This window comes from Halanaerobium kushneri, from assembly GCF_900156285.1.
Lineage (GTDB): Bacteria > Bacillota > Halanaerobiia > Halanaerobiales > Halanaerobiaceae > Halanaerobium > Halanaerobium kushneri.
Genome location: NZ_FTNC01000003.1, coordinates 158078 through 176963 on the forward strand (window position 1 = coordinate 158078; position 18886 = coordinate 176963).

Below are 18886 nucleotides of genomic sequence, written 5' to 3' on the forward strand. Positions count from 1 at the left end.
TAGAATAAAGTTTATAATAGATATATAGCAAATTGAGTAGTGGGAGTGATTAGATGGCAACAATTAAAGATATAGCTAAAAAAGCGAATGTTTCAATCTCAACAGTTTCTAGAGTTTTAAATGGTGATCAGAGTATTTCTGTTAAAGATGAAACAAGAAAGAAAATATACGAGGCTGTAGAAGAATTAGAATATGTTCCTTTAATAGAAAAATATTCAAAAAGACAAAAAGAGGATAAAGAACTGAACCTGCTTATTATAACATCATTCACCCAGTCAGTTGAAATAGAGGATCCTTATTATTTATCTATCTTTTATGGAATTGAACTTGAAGCTAAGGATAGAGATATTAATATTGAAAAGATATATAGAAATGATGAGGATTTTGAATATGATTCTGAAATAGATATTGATGGAATAATTGCTATCGGCAGTTTTTCAGATGAGGAGATAGATAAGTTCAATAAATTAACTGATCATATTGTTTTTGTTGATCGCGAGGTTAACAGTGATAAATTTGATTCGATTGTGGTTAATTTAAAAAAGGTAATTGATGATATTTTAGAATATTTACTTGAACAGGGCTTTAATAAAATCGGCTTTATAGGTGGTCGGGATGAGAATGTAAATGGTCTTCAGGATCAGCGCGAAAGGGCTTTTATTGAATACATGACTCAAAAGGGTTTGTATGAGGAAGAATATATGATCTTAGGAGAATTTTCTATTGATTCCGGCTATAATATTGCCAGAGAATCAATCGACAGTGATAATCTGCCAGAGGCATATGTAGTTGCAAATGACTCAATGGCAATTGGAGTTTTAAGAGCCCTGCATGAAAAGGGGATAAAAGTTCCGGAAGATCTTTCGATTATCAGTATTAATGATATTCCAACCTCTAAATTTAGTATCCCTCCTTTAACCACTGTAAAAATCCACACTGAATTTATGGGGATGATGGCAGTAAGGACCTTAATTGAGCGGATAGAAAACAAGAGACAACTACCAATAACTGTTAATATTCCAACGGAAATGATTATCAGGGGCAGTGTTAAATTAGATTAATCTGTGTTTTAATTAAGCTTTTTTATATTTGAAGCTAATTGAGAATGTGAAGATAGTTTATAAAAAATATGAATACAGTACTTGTTTTAAAACCTCTTCCAGCAGAGATAATGGGAGAGGTTTTTGACTTTTTAGATTTCTAAAAAAGTTCAGCGACTAATCACCTGCTCATCAAAAACATTAATTCTTAAAGTGATAAATTTCAAAAATAAAATGTATTAATTAATACATTTATATTTATTTTTGTGTATTATAGATGTATAATTAATATAGAACAAATATTCTTAAGAAAGCATAATCTTATCTCAGATTTTCAACCGCAGAGATATACTGATTTTGAACGTAAAGATATTCTGAAATATTTTAAAAAAATTAAAGTTGCTATGGATCAAGAAAGATATAAGTTGGCTATGTATAGAAAAATAATTGAATTTTTATTTAAGTAAAATTAAGAAGGGGGAGGAAAATGAAAACTTTTTGTCCTGAGTGCAGAAAGGACGTTGAGTATAAAATTGAGGAGCAGTTTGAGGAGAAGGAAGTTCGTGGATTAAAATTTAAATATACAGCAGAGAGGGCTTATTGTAATGATTGTGGTGAAGAAATTTTTATTTCTAAACTTCATGATCATAATCTTCAAAAAATAGATGATGCATATAGAAAAGAAGCAGGGATTATTAAAGTTTCTGAAATTAAAGAGATAGTTGATCAATATAATACTGGTAAAAGACCTTTATCATTACTTTTAGGTTGGGGTGAGACTACTTTAACCCGTTATCTGGATGGCGATATTCCTTCAAAAAGTTATTCTGAAACTTTAAAAAAGATTAAAGATGATTATAATTATATGAGACAGCTTGCAGAAGAAAATAGAGATAAAGTTACAGATAAAGCATATAATGATTTTATGGAAGCTATAAAAAAACTACAGCATAATGAGCTAAAAACAGAAAAGAAAATTGATAGTGTAATTAAGTATCTGCTTAAAGAACTGGGTGAAGTAACTCCTTTAGCACTGCAGAAGTTGCTTTATTATAGCCAGGGATTTTATAAAACATTCTATGATGAGTTTTTATTTAATGATAATTGTGAAGCTTGGGTTCACGGTCCTGTTTATAAAGATATATATTTTAAATATAGAAATTTTGGTTATAATCCGATTGAAGATGAAAGCTTGGAATTTAAAAACATTGAACTTACCGAAGCAGAAGAAGAACTTTTAGATAGTATTATTGATAACTTTGGCTGTTATAGTGCTAAAACACTTGAAAAAATGACTCATTCTGAAAGACCATGGCGTTTGACTAGAAAAAATTTAAAAGCAGAGGAAAAAAGTGATGAGATTATAAGTAAAGAACTTATAGCAGATTATTTTAGAGATGTTAATGATAAATATAAAATGTTAAATGTTGAAGATATTAATGATTATAGTGAACAATTATTCATTAAAATAAAATAGTCAGGATTATCAATTTTTAAAAATAATATATTTGGGGGAGATAATTGTGGTTCATGAATTTCATTATTATATGACTTATCGAGATAGAAGATTTATAAATTTAATATGATTGGTGATTTATAACTCTTGGTATTTTAGTAACCAGGAGTTTCTGCTTGCGGTTCTATATCCTATTCAATAACAGCTATTATATTTTCTTATGTTCAAAAATATCTGATTCAGGTCTTAACTTATGGAGCAGTAAAGCTTAGAGTTTATTAATAAATAAAAATGATAAAATACAATATACGAGGTGTATAATTATGAACAAAATTTCAACAGTTGCAGTTCTTGGAGCTGGTAATAGAGGTCGAGAAGCTTATGGTAAATACATATTAGAACATCCAGGAGATATTAAAGCAGTTGCAGTAGCTGAACCGAATGCTGATAAGCGGGCTTTTTTTGCAAAAGAACATAAAATTTCTAAAGAGCTGCAGTTTGAAAGCTGGAAAGATTTGTTGGAGAAAGAAAAGCTGGCAGATGGCATCATAATTGCAACTTTAGATAAGATGCATTTAGAACCAGTTTTAAAGGCTATGGAAAGAGGATATAAGATTCTCTTGGAAAAACCGATTGCTCCCAATCTTGAAGATTTAATTGAAATTTATAATAAGTATAAAGCTACAGATAGTGATATTTTAGTAGCCCATGTTTTAAGGTACACAAATTTCTTTGCTAAAATAAAAGAACTTCTTTCACAAAATATGATTGGAAAGCTAAGATATGTTGATTTAAATGAGAATATTGGCTATTATCATTTTGCCCACAGTTATGTCCGGGGAAACTGGAGAAATACTGATTCAGCTGCTCCAATTATTTTAGCAAAAAGCTGTCATGATCTCGATATTTTACACTGGCTTTTAGGAACTAAAACTAAAAAGCTCAGTTCCTCAGCTTCTCTAGAAATTTTTAAAGAAGAGTTACAGCCAGAAAATGCTGCTGATAGATGTATTTACTGTGAAATAGAGGCAGACTGTCCTTATTCGGCACGAAAGATATACCTAGGTGATAATACTGACTGGCCAACTTCAGTAATTACTACTGACTTATCATATGAAGGTAGATTTAAAGCCTTAAAAGAGGGTCCTTATGGAAGATGTGTCTGGAAATCCGATAATAATGTACCAGATGTGCAGCGGGTAAATATGACACAAAGTGATAACACAGAAGTTAATTTTACCCTGACTGCTTTTTCAAAAGATATTACCCGAGATATTAAAATTTATGGTTCTTTAGGAGAAATTAAAGGTGATTTTGAAAAAGGAATTATTGAACTTTCTGTTTTTGGCAAAAGTAATTCAGTGATTGAAATTGAAGCTGCTTCCGGTCACCATGGAGGAGGAGACAGCGGTTTAATGAATCAATTTGTTTCTTTGCTTAAAGGTAAAGAAATTGATGCCTGGAGCAGTTCTTTAGAGGAATCGCTGGAGAGTCATTTGATGGCCTTTGCTGCTGAAGAAGCAAGGAAAAAAGACGAAGTTATTAATTTAAAGCAATGGCGTCAGGATAAATTAAAATAAGTTTAATCTGGTTGAGAAAACTTACGCCTAAATAATATAGTTTGATATAGTTAAATATTAGTAACTATTTAATCAGCATCTAAGAGCTTGAGGTTTTCTACAAGTCTTAGGGGCTTTTTATTTTTTAATTACTTATAAAGTAATCGATTTAGATGTAAAATTATAATTTGATGGATAAAAATAGATTTTATTAATAGAATAAAAAAACTTCAATGGAATATTATTACAATTAAAAGTGGAAAACTTTCCATTTATAAATTAAAAAAACATAAAAAACAGAAAATTTTCCACTTTTTCTCTTGACATTGCAAAAAATGAGTATTATAATAAATTTAAATTGAAATAGTCAAACAAATTCAAAAATTAAAAATCATCAAATTGAGGTGGAAAAAAAGTGAGTGTAGTCCAAAAAGAACAGGAAGTTGTTGAGAGTTTAGTTGATTTGTTGTCAGAAGAGCAGGTGAATACCAATGATGAGGATTTATATGAAGCATCAGTAGACAGATACAAAAAATATGCTTTTGCTCGTAATGTCCTCGATGTTCCACAGCCAGTAGCAATTGTTTATCCAGATTCATCAGAGGAAGTAAGCAGTCTTTTACAATTCTGTAATGAGAATGAAATCAATGTTATTCCAAGAAGTGGTGATACTTCAACAGAAGGGGGGTTAGAAAACTGGAAAGATTTAACTGTAATAATTGATGCAGAAAATCTTAATAAGATTGTTGATATCGACACTTATAATATGCAGGCAACTGTACAGGCAGGTGTGCCGCTGGAAGAATTGGAAGATGAGCTAAGAGAAAAAGGTTTTACTACAGGTCATTCCCCACAGTCAAAACCAGTAGCTAAAATGGGAGGACTTGTTGCAACCAGAAGTATTGGTCAGCTTTCAACTTTATATGGTGGAATTGAAGATATGGTTATCGGTTTAGAATGTGTATTCCCTGATGGTCACGTTTCTAAAATTAAAAACGTACCAAGAAGAGCCGGTGGACCTGATATTAGACATATCGCAATTGGTAATGAAGGAACACTTTGTTACATAACTGAGGTTACAGTAAAAATATTTAAACACTATCCTGAAAACAATAAATTTTACGGTTATTTAACTGAAGATATTGAAACCGGAATCAAAGTTTTAAGAGAAGTAATGGTTAATGGTTATCGTCCTTCAGTTGCCAGAGCTTATTCAGAAGAAGATGCAAAACAGCATTTCTATCACTTCAGCAAGGATAAATGTGTTCTGATATTGATGGCAGAAGGACCAAAAAATATTGTTGAGGCTACCGGAGAAGCAGTAGAAGAAGCGGTAGAGAAATTTGACGAGGGTATAATCGAAGAGGTTGATAGTGAATTAATTGAAGACTGGTTTAATAATTTAAACTGGTCACAGCAGGATATAGAAGATGAGTATGAAGGTATGATTGAAAATGATTCACATGCTGGATTTACTACAGAAATTTCTGCTGACTGGGGAACAATACCAGTAATCTATAACAATGTTATGGAAAGAGTTAAAGAAGAGTTCCCACGTGCTCATGAACTGACTCTACTGGGTGGACATTCTTCACACAGTTATATAAATGGAACAAACTTATACTTTGTTTACAATTATGAGATCAACTGTGCTCCAGAAGATGAATTAAGAGTTTACCATCACCCAATTCACAAAATAATTGTTGAAGAAACATTAAAACATGGTGGCTCAATGTGTCATCACCATGGAATAGGGAAATATCGTAGTGAATGGACAAAAGAAGAACATGGCTCTGCTTATTACATGTTAGAGAAGCTAAAAGAAGTATTTGATCCTAAGGGTATTATGAATTATGGCTCAATATTCCCTAAAGAAGATGGAATAAAAAAATATATAAATAAAGAAGAGTAAAAAGCTAAAGGAATAAAAAAAGAGGCCTCCTTCTTTGAATTTAGCATTTACTACAGCAATAGTTTAAGCATTCAAAGAAGGAATCCTCCTAAATTATTCTATCAGAAAAATAAATAGATTTAAATAGTTTTCCAGTCTTAAGTTTTTAATTTATAAAATTTTCTTTTAAAAATTTTGAATCTTATAAATTAAAAATCAAATCAAAATAATTCTGGAAATCAAATAATAATCTTTTTTCTAAATAAGGAGGAAATTATGTTTGATAATATAAAAAAAGAAGATTTAAATAGATATTTTCAGTTTACTTTAGTTGTTATAGCAGCAGGAGTTATTTATCCTCTGGTATATTTAAGAACTCAGTTCCAGGAGACAATTCTTACAGTATTTAATATGACAAATGGACAGTTAAATAATATTTATTCACTTTTAGGTCTGGTTTTTATCTTTGGATATTTACCAAGTGGATTATTAAGTGATAAATTTTCAGCGAAAAAGCTTCTTGCTTTATCACTACTTGGTACATCATTAGGAGGATTCTGGTTTGCTCAGGTTCCTGATCATCCTCAGGTCCAAATAATCTTTGCTATCTGGGGCTTTTTTACAGTATTTACTTTCTGGAGTGCCCATATGAAGCTTGTGAAAATGCTTTCCACAGATAAAGATGAAGGTAAATTTTTTGGTATACTTGATGGTGGTAGAGGGGTTGTAGAAGCTGCCTTAGGAAGTCTGGCAGTATTTATTTTTGCCCAGGTGCTTGGTGAAGCCACCAATGTAGCTGCAAAAGCAGATGCTTTAATATCTGTTATTTATATGTATTCATTTGTTTTACTTATTTCATCTATTTTAGTATTTTTCTTTGTTAAAGAACAAAGAAGTTCAGAAGCTAATGAGGATGAAGGATATGAAGCACCTAAATTAAAACTATCTGACCTTAAGGAACTGCTGAAAAATAAATATATCTACCTTCAGGGTGGAATTGTATTTATGGGTTATTCCGTATTCTGGACTTCATATTATGTTGGTGGATTTTTGCAAACAAATGTTGGAGCTACAGCTGTAACAGTAGGTACTGTTATGGGTATAGTACTCTGGATGAGACCTGTTGGTGGATTTTTAGGAGGCTATTTAGCAGATAAGATTGGAAAAGAAAAGACTATTGGTGGAGCACTTACAGGGGGAGCAATCTGCTTAATTCTGCTAGCAACTCTACCGGTTTCCTTAAATAATTATGTATTCTATGGTTTAGCTATAATCTTTGGTGTATTCTACTATGCAATCCGTGGAACATACTGGTCTTTACTTGGAAAAGCAAAAATAGATCCAGTGATTATGGGTTCAGCAATTGGTTTAATATCCTTAATCGGTTATTTCCCGGATATTATTTTACCACAGATGAACTCCTTCCTCTTTAACACTTTTGGCAGTAATGGTGGGTATAATGCCTACTTTATTGTAAGTGCTGGTTTAGGAGTTCTTGGTGTAGTAATTGCTACTATCTATTATAGAGTTAATAAGAACGAAATAATGGAAAATTCTGAGGAAGAGGTTGCCTAATTAAACTATGAAAATAATATGCCTTGTTAAATATGTTCCCAATGTAGAAGATATAAAATATGATTATGAAGAAAATGTTCTAATCAGAGATAATGTTAAATTAATTCTTAATCCGGATGATGCTGCTGCAGTTGCTTTTGCCTTAAAGCTTAAAGATAGTAGGCCCGATCTTGAATTAGAAGTTTTAACGATGGGGCCGAAATCTGTTAGGCCTTTTGTAGAAGATCTCTTAAGAAGAGATGTCGATCAGGCGACTATTATCTCAGATACTGCTTTTGCCGGCAGTGATACCTATGCCACTGCAAAAATACTGGCAGCCTATTTAAAGGATAAGGAATATGACTGTATCTTAACAGGAAGTAAAAGCCTTGATGGAGATACTTCCCATATTCCTGCCCAGGTTGGGGAAATACTCAATTTAAATCAGATGTCTAATCTGATGAGTATTGAGCAAGATTCATTTACTAAAGACAGAGCAGTTTTTGAGGTTGAAAGTGGAGATAAAAGATTAAAATATGAGATTTTATTTCCGGCAGTTTTAAGCCTCAGAAAAGAGAGCGGTTATGAGCTTCCCTATATAAAGTATGAGAATATGTCACTGGATGTTAGTGATAAGCTGGACATTATTTCAAATAAAGAACTTGGGCTTGCTGAAGATAGTATAGGACTTAAGGGCTCTCTAACGAGAGTTGCCAATACTTATAATAAAAACTTTAAAGAAAAAGATAAAACAGTAGTCAAAAATGATGATCAGGGCATAGATTTCGTATATTCATTTTTAGAAAGGAAAGGCTTTGTTTAATATGGAAAAAACTTTAATTTATCTAGATCCTGAAAATATTAAAAATTCAATAGAGCTTTTAGAGGTTGCAGAGCAAATCCATGCTGAAAGTGATTTTGAGAGTTATGGAGTTATAATTAATGATTCAGCTGCCAGGCAGGAGCTAAATCATTTTGATTATATAATTAAGGTTCAGAATGAGGAACTTAAAAATTATGATCCTCTTGCTGTCACTGATATTATGGAAGAGATAGAAAATAAATATAACTTTGACAGCATTATTATCCCGGCAACCCACTTTGGTAGAATGCTGGCACCTCGTCTGGCAATGAGGCTTCATGTGGGATTAGTTGCAGATGTAACTGAAATTAAAAAAGATGGAGATGAATTAGAGCTAGTTAGACCTGCCTTCAGCGGGAGAATAATGGCCGGGATTGTAACTGAGGCCAGAAAACCAATTATGTTAAGTGTAAGGCAAAATGTTTTTTCCTATGATTCTCCGCTTGAAAAAAATGTTAAGATAATTGATTTTAAACCAGTAGATTATCAAAAGGGAAATATTAAATTATTAGAGAGCAGAAAAAATGAAATATCTTATGATATTAGAGAGAGTGAGATTCTTGTTTCAGGTGGAGGAGGAACTCTCAAAAATTTTGAAGAGATAAAACTGCTGGCTGATAATTTAAATGCTGAAGTTTCTGCCAGTCGAAAGATTATAGATAATGGTAAAGCATCCCGCAATATTCAGGTAGGTCAGTCAGGTAAAACAGTAAGCCCTGATTTATATATAGCTCTGGGAATCAGTGGAGCTATAGAACATGTTGCAGGGTTAAAAAATATAGAGAATATTATTTCTGTAAATGTTAATAAAAATGCACCGATCTGCAGCCTTTCAGATATTGTTGTTGAAGGTGATGCGATGGAGTTTGTTAAAAAATTATCAGCAAAGATTAAAAAAAATAAAAAGCAAAAAAATTAGGAGGAATAATAATGGATGTTATGGACTTTAATATGGATATGTTTAATTTAGAAGGTAAGAATGCTTTAGTTACAGGTGGAAACACCGGACTTGGTCAGGCTTTTGCTACTGCTCTTGCTAAAGGTGGAGCAAATGTAATGGCAGTTAGTCTGCAGGGTGATGGTGGAGAGACAAAAGAAATGATCGAATCCTGTGGCAGTGAGTATAAGTTTATGAAAGCAGATATTACAGAAGATGGTAAGTGTAAAAAAGCTGTTGATGCTGTTGTAGATGAGTGGGGAAGCATTGATATTGTAGTAAACTGTGCTGGCATTTCCATTAATGTTAGAGATGTAACCAAATATACCAGAAAAGAATGGGATAAGATGGTTTCTGTAAATCTAACAGCCGCTTTTGAAATGATCCATGAAGCTTCTAAATATATGATTGAGCAGGAAAGTGGAAAAATTATTAATATCGGTTCACTATTCTCATTCCTGGGTGGACAGTGGTCACCAGCATATGCTTCTACAAAACATGGTATTGTTGGTCTGACAAAGGCTATGTGTGATGAATTAGCTCAGTTTAATGTTCAGGTTAATACAATTGCTCCTGGTTATTTTAAGACTAAATTGACAGAAGAAACCAGAAATGATGAAGAGAAGAATGAAACTATTTTATCTCATATCCCTGCAAATAGATGGGGAGATAAAGCTGATTTAATGGGAGCCTGCGTATTCTTAGCCAGTTCTGCTTCAGATTATGTAAATGGAACTGTACTTACTGTTGATGGAGGTTATTTAGTACGATAAAATATCATTGAAAAGGGGAATTTTAAAATGTCAAAATATATATTGGGGATAGATCAAGGAACTCAAAGCACCAAAGTAACTATTTTTGATACTTTAGGTCATAAAATTGTGTCCCATACTGAACAGTTAAGAGAAATTCAACTGGGTGATAATGGTGAAGCCCTTCATCCAGATGATGACTTATGGACCAGTCTTAAAGAGACCTGTAATAAAGTATTTGAAAAATTTGAAGGAAATAAAGATGATATAATAGGAGTTGGCTTATTATCCATTAGATGCTGCCGGGCTCTACTTAAAGAGAACGGAGAGCTTGCATCACCGGTTCAAAGCTGGATGGATATCAGACTTTCCAGACCATATGAGCCAGAAGATGATGAGGTAAGATACTGTACAACAACAACTGGCTATTTAACTCACAGATTAACTGGTGAAACTAAGGATACAAGGTCAAATTATGTGGGGCCCTGGCCTATTGATCCTGAAAATTTAGAATGGTTTGAAGATGAAGAAAAATACACAACCCCAAGAGATATGTTATTTGAATTGGTAGATCCAGCAACTGTCTTAGGAGAAGTTACTGCTGAAGCAAGTAAGTTGACCGGGATTCCTGCTGGGATACCAGTTGTTTCTACTTCAAATGACAAAGCTGTTGAAGGATTGGGAGCAGGAATAACAGATGATGGAACTGTTCTTGTATCCTTAGGTACATATATAACATCAATGATGATGGGAGATGAGTACGACTCTGAACCAGAAAACTACTTTACAAATCCAGGTGCTACTCCAGGAGAGTTTCTCTATGAAAGTAGTGGAATTAGAAGAGGTATGTCAACTGTAACCTGGATCAAAGATTTATTAGGCAGTGATGTGATAGAAGAGGCAGAAAAGAGAGATATTTCACCGGAAAATTATTTAAATATGCTTGCTGAAGATATTCCTGCTGGAAGTAATGGCTTATATACAGTACTCCACTGGCTGCCTAGACCAAATAAACAGCATGAGCGTGGAATTATGATCGGATTTAATGGAACCCACAAAGGACCTCATATGTTCCGCTCAATACTTGAGGGTATAGCCTTAACAATGTATAATAATTCTCAGGCAATGTGTGATGAGCTGGATATTGATTTAAATGAAATTGTAGTAAGTGGTGGTGGCTCAAAAGGAGATTTATTTATGCAGATCTTCTCTGATATCTATGGGGTACCTGCCCACAGAAATGAAGTGAATGGAGCTGCTGGACTTGGTTCTGCTATCTGTGCTGCCTTAGCTCTTGATGTTTATGACAGCAGAGAAGAAGCTATAGAAAAGATGGTAAGACATGAGGATACATTTACTCCAGATCTGGAAACTCATGAATTTTATCAGGAAATAAACGAAAAAGTATACAAGCATATTCCACAGCATAATGAACAACTATTAAAAAAATCACATAATATATTAAATGAAGAGTAAGAATATAAATAGTTTTAAGAAATAGATATAAACTGGCAGAAAAAGTTTTTCTGCCAGTTTATATGATGTTTTTTTGCTTAAATTATTTAAAATTTTTATTTGCTGCTATATTCTTTACATATTTTAAGGGGGGTTATTTTGGAAAATACTAAATTTAAAAATGAGGAAGAAAAATTTGAAGAAAACTCAGAAGAGGAAAAGACAGTTCAAAAAATACGGCCATATGTTTTTTATCCCACATTTATTCTGCTGATATCAACAATTATTTTAAACTTTACAAATGAAAAACTATTCTTAAAAGTTACATCTGTTGCTAAAAATTTTATGGTAGTTGATATGGGCTGGCTCTTTAGTATTACAGGTGGTTTAAGTGTTGTTATAATTGTTTTTGTTTATTTTTCACCTCTCGGGGAAGTAAGACTGGGTGGAGAAGATGCTGAACCAATACTTAATCGGCCATCCTGGTTTGCAATAACACTCTGTACAACTATAGCTGCTGGAATTTTATTCTGGGGTACAGCAGAGCCGATGTGGCATTTTGCCTATCCACCTGAATCTTTAGGAATTGAACCAAGGTCTGTAGATGCAGCAAAATTTGCGATGGAAACAATGTATCTTCACTGGACATTTATACCCTATGCTATTTATACAGTTCCTACTATAGTTTTTGGCTTTGCCTATTATAATATGAAGCGTTCATTTAGTGTGGGTTCTCAAATTGCTCCTTTAGTTAAGCAGAAAAAACAGAAAAAGTTCAATAACATAATTGATGCAGTTGTTTTATTTACAGTTGCAACAGGTATTTCTTCATCTTTTGGAACAGCTGTTATGAATATGGGTGGAGGAATGAATGCTTTATTTAACATCAATAACAGTAAATCACTCTGGGTAGTGATCACAGTAGCCGGAACAATAGCCTTTATTATTTCTTCAGGAACTGGTTTGATGAAGGGTATCAGAGTTCTTTCAAATGTTAATATGTATATTTATTATATAATAATTGCTGTATTACTAATATTGGGTCCATCTGTTTATTTTTTGAGAGTTGGAACAGAAACTTTCGGTATATTCTTAGACAATATTTTTAGTAGAGCACTTTTTACAGGAGGAGCAGCTGGTGATCAGTGGGCCTCAGACTGGACGATGTTTTACTGGTCTAACTGGATGGCCTGGGCACCGGTTTCTGCAGTTTTTCTAGCCAGAGTTGCTTACGGATATAAAATTAAAGAAGTTGTATTAATGAATTTTGTTTTCCCAAGTATATTCAGTACTGTCTGGATGACAATACTTTCTGGAACTACAATTAATTATCAGATGACAGGTAAGGTAGATGTATTAGGAATAATGAGTGAACAGGGTTCAGGTGCGGCAGCTTATGCCGTTTTAGGAGAGTTACCCCTCTCTGGAGTTATAATAGCTATTTATCTCCTGGCTGTTATGATTTCATTTATTACAGCAACTGACTCTACTACAAATGCGATGTCAAGTATCAGTACTTCTGGAATTAAGATAGGAGATGAAGAAGCACCACTACCGATTAAATTAATCTGGGGAATTATCATTGGTGGTATTGCACTTGTATTTATAACAACCCTAGGTTTAGATGGAATAAAAATGATGTCCTATCTGGGAGGATTTCCTGCCCTTTTCTTAGGTTTATTTAGTCTGGCATCACTTGTATTGATGATGAGAAGGCCCGAAAAATTTGATATCAAAATTAATAAAAAGGATGATTAGTTATTGTTAAAAAATAATCATAAATATAAACCCTTAATTCTAATAACAAATGATGATGGAATAAATTCTCCCGGCCTTAACGCCCTTGCAGAAGCAGTATCCCCATTCGCCAGGCTCTTGATTGCTGCCCCTAAAAAGCAGCAGACAGGAATGGGGAGAGCTTTTCTTAAAGGAGATAAGGTTGGAATGATCGAATCAAAAAATATCAATATTAACGGCAGAACAGTTAAAGCTTATGCGGTTAATGCATCACCTGCACAATCTGTGGCCCATGCAGTTTTAGAAATTGCAGCTGAAAAACCAGATTACTGTATAAGTGGAGTTAATTATGGGGAAAATTTGGGTCTTTCCTATACCTGCAGTGGGACTCTTGGAGCCGCTTTTGAAGCTGATAGTCTTGGGATACCTTCAATAGCATTTTCAAGAGCTTTTCCCTTCAATAAACAGAAATCAAGTGATTTTAGTGATTTAGACTGGAAAGTAGAAAAATATCACATCTCTAAGATTGTAAAAAATATAATTGAGTCAGGTTTTCCTGGAAAGACAAGAATTTTAAATGTTAATTTTCCAAAAAATCTAAAAAGAGAAACTGAGCTAAGGATCACCAGACAGGCATATATGAATTATGCTCGTTATATTAAACCAGCAGATCGAAATTTTTCTGATGCCCAGAGTTTAAAGTGGGAGCTGAATCCCAGTATAAAAAATGCAGAAAAAGATACTGATATCTATGCAGTTCATTTTGATAATGTTATATCATTAACTCCACTGAGCTCAAGGATGTCTGTAGAGGTTGATAACTATTATGGGCGCTAAATTATTTAGAGCATGCTTTCAACTTTAAATTATAAAATAATTTTAGTGGCTTTTAAGCTACTCTAAAAAGTTAGGTGAAACAGATGAAAAATGTTGGTGAACTGAATCTCGATTATTTGTGCTTGGGCTGTGGCAGCTGTGAGGTGGCCTGTCCTGTTGCTGCTGTAGAGATTAAATTAAAAAATAATGTTTATCTTCCTGAAGTTGATAATATTAAATGTATAGAATGTGATAAATGTCTGAATGTGTGTCCTGGAACTTCAATTAGTTTAGAGGGATATGCAGATACTCTTTTTGCAGCCGATAATTCGGGCAATAAAGATGAGGTTCTCGGTAGATATTTATCAAATTATCTCGCTTATGCAGCTGATCAAAAATTAAGATATGAAGCTGCTTCAGGCGGTCTGGCTACCAGCATTTTAATTTATTTACTTGAAGAGGGAATTATTGAGGGAGCAGTAGTGACAAAAATGAGTGAAGAGGATAAAAGAAAAAGTAAAACTTTTATTGCTCAAAGTGCAGAAGAAATCAAAGCTGCAAAAAATTCAAAGTACTGCTCAACCCATCCCTTATCAGCCTTAAAGGAGTTAAGAAATTTTGAAAGTGATGCTAAATTTGCATTTGTAGGACTACCCTGCCATATTCAGGGCCTGAGGAAACTTCAGCAGCAGGAGAAGTGGCTGCGGAAAAAAATAATATTTTCAATTGGACTTTTGTGTACTCATTCAGTCGATTATTCCGGGACAGAAGTTATTTTAGATAAGCTTGCCTCAGGGAGTAAAAATATAAAAAAGCTTGAATACAGGGGCAGTGGTTGGCCCGGCAAGGCAAGTATAGAATATGAAGATCATAGTTCATCAATTCCCCTTTATGATTACTGGAGTCCCTATTTTGCCTCTTATTTTTTTACACCTTATAGGTGTTTAAGCTGCAGTGATTTGGTGGGAGAGTTAGCGGATATTTCACTTGGTGATGCCTGGTTAAAGGAGATAGAAGCAGAAGATGATCTTGGTACTTCAATAATCATCAGCAGAACTAAATTTGCTGAAAAGATTATCAGGGAAATGAAAGTTAATGGTATTATTGCTGCTGAAAAGATTTCAAAAGATAAAATTAAAGAGTCCCAGAAGAAAATTATTATGAGGAAAAAACATACTATAGCATATAGGTTGAGTTTGTTTAAAATATTTTCTAAAGAAGTTCCTGATTATGGGAAAGCATATGATCTTAGTGATCAATCAATTTTTCAAAAGTTTAAAGGATATTTAGGTGCATTTCTGCTCTGGTTTAACTCCTATCTCAGTAAAAAGGAGATCGGAATTAAAATAATTAAGTTTATACCGAGAAGCATTTTAAAGAAATATTCTTCTTTAGTTAATAAAGCTGCCGGTAGAAAATATGAATAATTATAATCACAAAAATGTATACAAAGATACTTAATATATCACTTGACGTATATAAATCATAATTATATAATTAATTACAAATTGTGGGAGAATAATAAAAGTTAAATTATAAGGATTGTGAATTGTATTGATAAATATTGATTTAGATAATTTGAATGATTTTGAAAAAGAAATATATGCAAAGCTACTGGAGTATTCAAAAGATCATCCTGCTTTTAAGATAAGAGATGCGGCAGAAGTATGCGATTGTTCTGTGTCAAAAATTTCTAAATATGTGAAAAAGCTTGGATTTGATAACTATAAACAGTATATAGCCTTTTTATATGATGAAGAGATACCCAATAAAGAGCAGTCAGATGAACTAAAAAGAATTAGAAATTTTATTGATGATTTTGATACTTCAATGATAGACGAGTTTATAGAATTGATTGATCAGCATGAGAAGCTTGTTCTATTTGGTTATGGCCCTTCAGGCGCTATTACTGAGTATTTTGAATATAAATTTAGGACCTGTACAGATAAAATGGTTGTTTCTTTATCAGATGATTCATCTATCTCATCAATGCTTGATGATAAAACACTGCTGATTATTTTTACAGCTACTGGTTCATTTTGTTCATTTAAACCTATTTATGAAGATGCAAAAGAGCAGGGAGCAAAGGTTGCAATTGTTGTTGAGGAATATAATACCTCTCTTTTCAATCAGTGTGATAAAATTTTCTGGCTTTCTAAATTTAATCAGCCAGATTACCTGGAGCCATATCAAAAAACAAGAACAATATTTTTTATATTTATTGAAGAAGTTATACGGAAGATAATATTGAATAATATGGATTAAAGTACAAGAAAATCATAGAATGAAAATGTTTAAAACAGAAGTTTTGAAAACAATTGTATATTAGATTTATGGATCATTTATCCTGTTATCTTCATAATTATATGAGGTTAACAGGATTTTCTTATTTAAAATTCATGTATACTGAAATATAAGTTAAATACTCTATTGCAATTTCACTATAACTTAAATATTATATAGTTATTCTAGATAAACAAAGCTATATTTTCATTATAGATAAAAAAAGTGCTTGACATTTTAATATTAATTAAATATAATCACAATATAGTGAATAGTAAGATAATTAAAAATATAATAAATTTTATTATAAATGAAAATTAGCTTTGGGGGGAGGTGCAGCCAAAAAGTAAACTGTACTTATTATTTTGCCTTTGTTAATACTGTCTGTTTTACAGAACAAAAAATTATTTAGGGGGAATTACTCCAATGAGAAAAAGTTATCTATTAAGTTTATTAGTCCTGACTGTGATCTTTACGTTTGTTCTCAGCGCTGGAGCCGCAGAAGATACTGTAAAAATTGGTCTTTCTGCACCAATTACCGGTAACTATGCTGAATTTGGTGAGAACTTTCAGTATTCAGTAGAAATAGCTGCTGACCGAATAAATGCAAATGGTGGAATTAGAGGTAGAGAAGTCGAGATAATTGTTAGAAACAGTGAAGGTAAACCGAATGTAGCAGCCAGTATTGCTCAGGAATTTGTACAGAATAAAGAAATAGTTGCCGAAATTGGTGATTTTACAAGTACAAGTTGTCTAGCAGCAGCTCCGATCTATGAGAGAAATCAGATGGTTCAGCTTTCTCCAACTTCTTCTCACCCAGATTTTGCTCGCTCAGGTGAGTTTATGTTTGGAATAGTTGGTACTCAGGCTGCTGAAGGACCATTTAATGCAGAATATATCGCCAAAGAATATTTGGGTATTGATTCTGTAGCAGTTATTTATATTAATAATGACTGGGGAGTTTCTACAATGGAAAACTTCGTAGCAGCAGCAGAAAAGGTTGGACTGGAAGTAACCGGTACAGAAGCATTTTTTGGTGGAGAAACTGACTTTAGTGCGATTTTAACAAATGTTAAGCAGAATAATCCTGAAGGAGTTTATATTGCAGCAATGTATAATGAAGCATCCCAGGTAGTAAATCAGATCGATAGAATGGAATGGGATGTTGCAAAATTAGCTCCTAGTTCTGTTTTCTCTGAGCAGTTCTTAAAGTTATCAGGAGAATCAGGAGAAGGTCTGGTTACAAATACTTTCTTTGCTTTAGAGGATCCAAAAGAAAAGGTGCAGAGCTTTATTGCAGAATTTAGAGAAAGAGCCGACAGAAATCCTAACCTACATGCGGCAGTAGCCTATGATTCCATGATGCTTTTAGCTGATGCAATTGAAAGAGCAGGTTTTGATCGAGTAGCAATTAGAGATGCACTAGCAGAAACTGAAAACTTTGAAGGAGTAACAGGAACTATTGAATTTACCGATGTAGGAGATGTAGTAAGAAGTTATATGATTATGGAAGTTAAAGATGGAGATTGGGTAGTGCAGGAAGATTATAGATAATAAATCTAATCTATCAACCGGTCTTTAGTAAAGCTGAAGGCTGGTTGATATTTTAATAGCAGTGCACTGCACAAAAGGGGGTAATTTGATGTTTGGTTTTTATTTAAGTCAGCTTTTTAACGGTATTACCCAGGGGTCGATATATGCTTTAATGGCAATTGGTTATTCACTTATTTTTGGAACACTTGGTCTGGTAACCTTTGCTTACGGAGATATAGTGATTTTTGGAGTTTTTGTTGGCTATTATTTTTATGCCGTTCTTGGTTTAAATTTGATACTTGCAATGTTGCTTGCACTTCCCATAACTTTTTTATTTGGAGTACTGGTAGAAAAAATATGTTATGAAAAATTCAGAAAAGAAGCTAGGATGCTGATGTTAATAACTACTGTTGGTTTTGGAATATTTTTAAGAAGTGCCTCTCAGATAATTTTTGGTACAGGTAATAAGAGTATTCCAACTCTAATTGAGGGTAAAATAGAGATTGGTAATTTAAATATTTTATATATCCAGCTGGGGATAATTATTTTTACTCTTATTTTCATTTATGCTTTAAGATATTTTCTAAATAACACCAGAACCGGAATTGGGATCAGAGCTTTATCGATGGATCAGGATGCTGCCAAGTTAGTTGGAGTTAATGTAGACAAATCAATTAAATTCGGCCATTCTTTAGGTGTTGTTCTGGGAGTTTTTGGTGGTATTATGCTTGGTTCTTTCTATAATGCGATTAGCCCGATGATGGGTCCAAACCTTGGACTTAAAGCCTTTACTGCTGTAGTTTTGGGAGGAATCACAAGTATTCCAGGTGCAGTAATTGGTGGTTATATACTTGGGATCATGGAAAATCTGGCAGTAGCTGTCTTTTCATCAGGCTACAGAGATGTGGTAGCTTTTATTATTTTGATTATTGTTTTAGTAGTAAAACCTTCAGGGCTTTTTGGTAAGGAAGTTAAATTTTAATTTAAGTATAAATAATATTTGTTATAAGA

15 protein-coding genes are annotated in these 18886 nt (G+C 33.1%); all 15 read left to right on the forward strand.

Translation table 11 applies throughout. The annotated features are described in order from the left end of the window. Nucleotides 1–53 precede the first annotated feature (53 nt). The 15 genes from ebgR to BW929_RS03510 all read left to right on the forward strand — a co-directional run bounded on the left by ebgR (nucleotide 54) and on the right by BW929_RS03510 (nucleotide 18857). The gene (gene ebgR, locus BW929_RS03440) at nucleotides 54–1061 is read left to right on the forward strand and encodes a transcriptional regulator EbgR (protein WP_076543985.1); all 1008 of its coding nucleotides are present in this window, start codon (nucleotides 54–56) and stop codon (nucleotides 1059–1061) included. Between the two features lie 466 nt (nucleotides 1062–1527). After that, nucleotides 1528–2517 carry a type II TA system antitoxin MqsA family protein gene (locus BW929_RS03445; protein ID WP_076543986.1) on the forward strand — a complete coding sequence of 330 codons (990 nt, stop codon included), beginning with the start codon at nucleotides 1528–1530 and terminating at the stop codon, nucleotides 2515–2517. A 302-nt stretch (nucleotides 2518–2819) separates the two neighbouring features. After that, nucleotides 2820–4076 carry a Gfo/Idh/MocA family protein gene (locus BW929_RS03450; RefSeq protein WP_076543987.1) on the forward strand — a complete coding sequence of 419 codons (1257 nt, stop codon included), beginning with the start codon at nucleotides 2820–2822 and terminating at the stop codon, nucleotides 4074–4076. 394 nt (nucleotides 4077–4470) lie between these two features. Beyond that, nucleotides 4471–5967, forward strand: a complete 1497-nt coding sequence (locus BW929_RS03455) for an FAD-binding oxidoreductase (RefSeq protein WP_076543988.1) — start codon at nucleotides 4471–4473, stop codon at nucleotides 5965–5967. A 255-nt stretch (nucleotides 5968–6222) separates the two neighbouring features. Further along, the gene (locus BW929_RS03460; RefSeq protein ID WP_076543989.1) at nucleotides 6223–7521 is read left to right on the forward strand and encodes an MFS transporter; all 1299 of its coding nucleotides are present in this window, start codon (nucleotides 6223–6225) and stop codon (nucleotides 7519–7521) included. A 7-nt stretch (nucleotides 7522–7528) separates the two neighbouring features. Continuing rightward, entirely contained in the window at nucleotides 7529–8323 is a 795-nt protein-coding gene (locus BW929_RS03465; RefSeq protein WP_076543990.1) for an electron transfer flavoprotein subunit beta/FixA family protein, read from the forward strand. A 1-nt stretch (nucleotide 8324) separates the two neighbouring features. Continuing rightward, complete coding sequence (locus tag BW929_RS03470; protein WP_076544029.1) at nucleotides 8325–9281, forward strand: electron transfer flavoprotein subunit alpha/FixB family protein; 957 nt, start codon at nucleotides 8325–8327, stop codon at nucleotides 9279–9281. Nucleotides 9282–9292: 11 nt separating this feature from the next. Continuing rightward, nucleotides 9293–10072, forward strand: coding sequence for an SDR family oxidoreductase (locus BW929_RS03475; protein WP_076543991.1), 780 nt, complete (start codon nucleotides 9293–9295; stop codon nucleotides 10070–10072). 27 nt (nucleotides 10073–10099) lie between these two features. Beyond that, on the forward strand, nucleotides 10100–11527 hold the full coding sequence (locus tag BW929_RS03480; protein WP_076543992.1) for an FGGY-family carbohydrate kinase: 1428 nt from the start codon (nucleotides 10100–10102) through the stop codon (nucleotides 11525–11527). Nucleotides 11528–11665: 138 nt separating this feature from the next. Next, nucleotides 11666–13264 (forward strand): BCCT family transporter, encoded by a 1599-nt coding sequence (locus tag BW929_RS03485; protein ID WP_084566071.1) that lies wholly within the window; start codon nucleotides 11666–11668, stop codon nucleotides 13262–13264. Nucleotides 13265–13267: 3 nt separating this feature from the next. Further along, complete coding sequence (surE, locus tag BW929_RS03490) at nucleotides 13268–14080, forward strand: 5'/3'-nucleotidase SurE (protein WP_076543993.1); 813 nt, start codon at nucleotides 13268–13270, stop codon at nucleotides 14078–14080. Between the two features lie 83 nt (nucleotides 14081–14163). Next, nucleotides 14164–15486, forward strand: coding sequence for a Coenzyme F420 hydrogenase/dehydrogenase, beta subunit C-terminal domain (locus tag BW929_RS03495; protein ID WP_076543994.1), 1323 nt, complete (start codon nucleotides 14164–14166; stop codon nucleotides 15484–15486). A 127-nt stretch (nucleotides 15487–15613) separates the two neighbouring features. Then, nucleotides 15614–16324 carry a MurR/RpiR family transcriptional regulator gene (locus BW929_RS03500; protein WP_084566072.1) on the forward strand — a complete coding sequence of 237 codons (711 nt, stop codon included), beginning with the start codon at nucleotides 15614–15616 and terminating at the stop codon, nucleotides 16322–16324. 444 nt (nucleotides 16325–16768) lie between these two features. Beyond that, nucleotides 16769–17896, forward strand: a complete 1128-nt coding sequence (locus BW929_RS03505; RefSeq protein WP_076543995.1) for an ABC transporter substrate-binding protein — start codon at nucleotides 16769–16771, stop codon at nucleotides 17894–17896. 88 nt (nucleotides 17897–17984) lie between these two features. Next, nucleotides 17985–18857, forward strand: a complete 873-nt coding sequence (locus tag BW929_RS03510; protein ID WP_076543996.1) for a branched-chain amino acid ABC transporter permease — start codon at nucleotides 17985–17987, stop codon at nucleotides 18855–18857. Nucleotides 18858–18886: the final 29 nt, after the last annotated feature.